3 protein-coding genes and 1 pseudogene are annotated in these 4,226 nt (G+C 49.7%); 3 read left to right on the top strand and 1 reads right to left on the bottom strand.

The genetic code is table 11. The features are described 5' to 3' along the window. From ACEW8P_RS08025 to ACEW8P_RS08015, 3 genes and pseudogenes are all read left to right on the top strand, one after another. Window positions 1-423 (top strand): annotated as a pseudogene (locus ACEW8P_RS08025) (hypothetical protein); the annotation flags it as partial. 192 nt (window positions 424-615) lie between these two features. Then, window positions 616-1,416 carry an acetolactate decarboxylase gene (locus ACEW8P_RS08020; RefSeq protein WP_373512571.1) on the top strand — a complete coding sequence of 267 codons (801 nt, stop codon included), beginning with the start codon at window positions 616-618 and terminating at the stop codon, window positions 1,414-1,416. Window positions 1,417-1,419: 3 nt separating this feature from the next. Continuing rightward, on the top strand, window positions 1,420-2,340 hold the full coding sequence (locus ACEW8P_RS08015) for a polysaccharide deacetylase family protein (protein ID WP_373512570.1): 921 nt from the start codon (window positions 1,420-1,422) through the stop codon (window positions 2,338-2,340). Window positions 2,341-2,428: 88 nt separating this feature from the next. On the opposite strand, the gene ACEW8P_RS08010 is transcribed toward ACEW8P_RS08015, so the two are convergent. Further along, the coding region (locus ACEW8P_RS08010) for a hypothetical protein (RefSeq protein WP_373512569.1) at window positions 2,429-4,226 on the bottom strand (1,798 nt) is incomplete at its 5' end.

Raw genomic sequence — 4,226 nt, 5'->3', positions numbered from 1 at the left:
GCCTACGTCGAATGCCTGCCGGATACGCGCGTGACGCACGACGACAAATTGATAAAAAGTGAAAATTTCTCCAACGTAGCGGGCGAGATGGCGGTGCTTTCTTATCCGGTGAGTTTCAAAACGACGGGTCGCTACTACGTGTGGGTGCGGGCCTATTCCACGGGTTCGGAAGACAACGGCATCCACCTAGGGTTGGATGGCCAATGGCCAGAGTCAGGTCAGCGGATGCAATGGTGCGAAGGCAAAAACGCCTGGACCTGGGAAAGCAAGCAACGGACTCAGAAAGTACATTGCGGCGAGCCGTACCTAATCTACCTCGATATCGAAACTCCCGGTAAGCATACCATTCAGTTTTCGATGCGGGAAGATGGCTTTGAATTTGACAAATTTCTGCTGACGCAGGAGAAGAATTTCCGGCCCTGAGTGAGCTTTTTTCAATCAATTCTTAATCATCAATTAGTAGTACCTTTTGGAAAACCCCAACTGAGAACATCAATTTTCATAACTTATTCATTGATTGATGAGCTGATGAGACCGTAAAATCACAGCAAGCCAGTAAGGCAACTAAAATTTGCATAAATGAACAAAAGAATTTCACTAAATGAAATAGCTACAATGAAAATTTATTCCCTCTGTTTTTTTCTTAGTTTGGTACTTCTTGCTTCATGCAAACGAGTCGATAAGCCCGATGAAACTACTACCACCAAAACTACCCAAAACGACACCTACTTCCAGTACTCCATCTGGTGGGCCTTCACCAATAAAGTCTTCGACGCCGACCTGTCGGTAGAGACACTCAAAACCAAGGGGGATGTCGGGTTGGGTTCGTTCAATATGCTGGATGGCGAGATGGTGATGGTGGACGGCACCCCCTTTCGCATTCGGGAAGATGGGGTAGTTTCCGAAGGCGCGGATGCCGATAAATTGGTGTATGCCAATGCCGTGCATTTTCAGAAAAATGACGAATTCGAGATTACCCAAACGGGCGTCAACTTTGATAGTTTGCAGGCCAGGGTGAAAGCAAAATTACCCTCGCCTAATTACTTCTATGCGTTTGTCATCAAAGGGAAATTCGCCCGGCTCAAATGCGGTGGATTGACCAAACAGCAGCGGCCCTTTGTCGAAGGACTGGATGTGCTGATTCCTAACCGCCCAGTATTTGAAGCTGACGATATATCGGGAACGATGGTCGGCTTTTACTGCCCCGACTTCATCGGAAATATCAATACCAAGGGTTTTCACTTCCACTTCATTTCTGACGACCGGAAGTTTGGCGGCCACGTCATGGAAATGGTCACATCCGGGCCGCTGGTGATTCAAATGGATCAGAAGGCCGATTACAATTTCCAACTACCCGACAACGCGGACTTCGGAGCAGTGAGTTTTGAGAAGGAGTTTCAATACAAAAAAGATTGACCTATGAAGAAGCTTTTTATAATCGCCCTTGCCATCACGGCCCAGTTCGCCGTAGCTCAGTCGCGGCAAATCTGCATCACTGTGGATGACTTGCCTACCGTGGCTTACGGGGCAGATAACCACGCCGAGATCACGAGCAAACTCATCGCTCACTTTAAAAAGTACGACATCCCTGCCATTGGCTTTGTAAACGAGGGCAAACTCTACTCCGGCGGGATGTTGCGAACAAAGGAGGTAGCCCTGCTCCGGCAGTGGCTGGATGGCGGTTACGAACTGGGCAACCATACCTTCTCACACAATAGCTACCACAGAGTGATCTTTTCCGATTACACTGCCGATATTATTAAAGGAGCGGTAGTTACGCCTCCTCTGAGTAAAGCGGCGGGCTTGCCGTGGCGATATTTTCGACACCCCTTTCTACACATCGGTACCAGTCTGTCGGCTTATGATTCTTTGAATACCTTTTTATACGATCAGGGCTATACGGAAGCACCCGTGACCATAGACAATACCGACTACCTGTTCGCCCGAGCCTACGGCCTGGCGCAAAGAAAAGGCGACACCGAACAAATGCAACGCATCGGCACCGATTACGTAAAGTACATGGAGGCCAAAGTACATTTCTACGAAGAAGCGAGCCAAAAACTTTTTGATCGCGAAATCCCCCAGATACTGCTCATTCACGCTAGCCTACTCAACGCCGACTACCTCGACGACCTGGCCGAAATGTACCAGCGTAATGGCTACACTTTCATAGATCTATCCACTGCTTTGAAAGATGAAGCCTATCGCGAAAAAATTACCAAGTTTAGCAACTACGGCATTTCGTGGATCGACCGCTGGGCGATCAGCCGGGGCGAGCCGAAAGAGTTCTTTGCCAATGATCCTCCGACGCCTAAGTATATCGAGGAAGCGGCGAGGTAGGTGGGTCAGTGGCTTGCAGCACTTTATAACTATTAATTGGTATCCAAACTCAAATGAATACAAAAACTTAGGACTACTCCACTATAACCTATTTCTTGTACTTCACACTCCCCGGCTTCCAATTTTGCACAATCTCGTAGTCCTTTTTTACCTCTTTTTTCAACTCATTCACATCTACCCAACCCACGCGGTTGTATAGCGCGGGGCTGTTTTTGGCTGAATAAATGTCGGCATAATCATTCCAGTGCGCCTCCGCTTTTTTGAGGTAGTCCAGACTCCTCTTTTGCTCGGCGGCATTCTTGTCTTTATCGTAGGTGGCCAGGGCATACGCCGCCCGAATCTTGTTGGCGTAGTACAGACCGATTTCTGCAAATGCCTCGATGTCGCTCGACGTTTGGGAGAGTTCACCTGGGTTGGTAGCGGAGTAGGCAGGTAGTTTTTTTAGATTTCTGAGGGCTGTTTGGGACAGATTTTCCAATGAATCAGCCACGGAAAGTGGGGAGCGAAGAGTTTCGTGGGATTTTGGATCATGCAACCACTCGTCGATGCCAGCGATGTGGCTGCCGGGAGCGGGTTCGCGCTTGATGTACTCGTCCACGCTGAAAAAGCCCCTGTAAATGCGGTGACTGAGGTTAGCTTCTGGAAACCATTTCAGGTCGATGTCGCCCCAGACGAAGCGGGTGATGAAAGGAAAAATCATACTGGCCGATTCCCAGGCTTTCAACAGGGTTGGTGTAGAACTCCCCCCGAAACGCTCGCGGATATTTTCGTCGAATATTTCGCGGGGCAACGTCGGATCATAGGTCAACCGTCCCCAAATCATGTTGCTGACCCACTGTTTTTTGAAGACCAGCGGCGGATTATCCAGGGTATTTTTATTCAGGTAGTCACGGCCCCAAGTGTAGCCGTCGGGGCCCATGTAATAGCCCGACACCTTATCTACCTCGGGAATGGCCTTGACAAACTGCCGGGCAAAATCTACGTTGGCCCACCGCATGCTGTACACATCGTCGTTACGAAGGGTGAGCCAGCTTTTAGTTGTATCGGTCAGCAACTCGAAGGCGGGCAATGTGTAGGGCGGATCGGGAATAGTGTACACATGCGCGATGGCGTATTTGATGCTCAGATCCAGCCGAGTATTCAGACCTTTGAAATTATCTAAAATCTCATCCAATGCCGCCCAGTGGAAGCGATGGACCAGCCGAAAATCCTCGCGCGGTGCGATTTTCAGGCCATCGTTGATGCCCTCGCCGTAGGTGCGCCAGAGCCATCGTTCCTTATTGTATTCGTCGTCGCGGTTGTTGTCCATGCCCTCGCCCGCCGTGATACCGATACCTTTCAGCAGTGGGTAGGTAGTTAGCAGCTCGCGCACCGCAGCCCGAAAGTAGGCGATAGTCGTTTCGTTGTCTTGCTCGTCGGTGATGCCATGCTTGCCCTCCGCGCCGTAGGTGAATTTATTCCAGGTGAAAATATAAAAGCGAATGCCGCGGTCGTCGGCCATTTGCATCACATTCTGCCAAAATGCCACCTTTTCTTTAATGGTAATTTTCTTGACTACCTCCACATTTTCGTAAAGATAGGGCTTGTCGTAGCCAATGCCTTTGTGCGAAAATGTGTCGTCGTATTTCTCCTTCGTGCGCCAGACATCGTCTAGCCCCACCTCGGGAAATTCTGGAATATTGACCATTGACGGAAACGGGTGCAGGCTCCACAGCGTCATCACGTTCATGCGGTGGCGGGCCATCTCGTCGAAGTACTCCTGCCAGAATTCCTCTTTCCAAACCTCAGGAATATTCCCTTGAGCCGCATCGTTTACGTCGGTGTAGCTGGGTGTTCGCAGGTCGAGCGGGATGTTAAACTTAATCCCACGTTCCAACAGATACGGC

The sequence above is a fragment of the Persicitalea sp. genome (assembly GCF_041751555.1).
GTDB lineage: Bacteria > Bacteroidota > Bacteroidia > Cytophagales > Spirosomataceae > Persicitalea.
The sequence above is the reverse complement of the archived record's forward strand: the minus strand, read 5'-3'. Positions and strand labels throughout refer to the sequence as shown.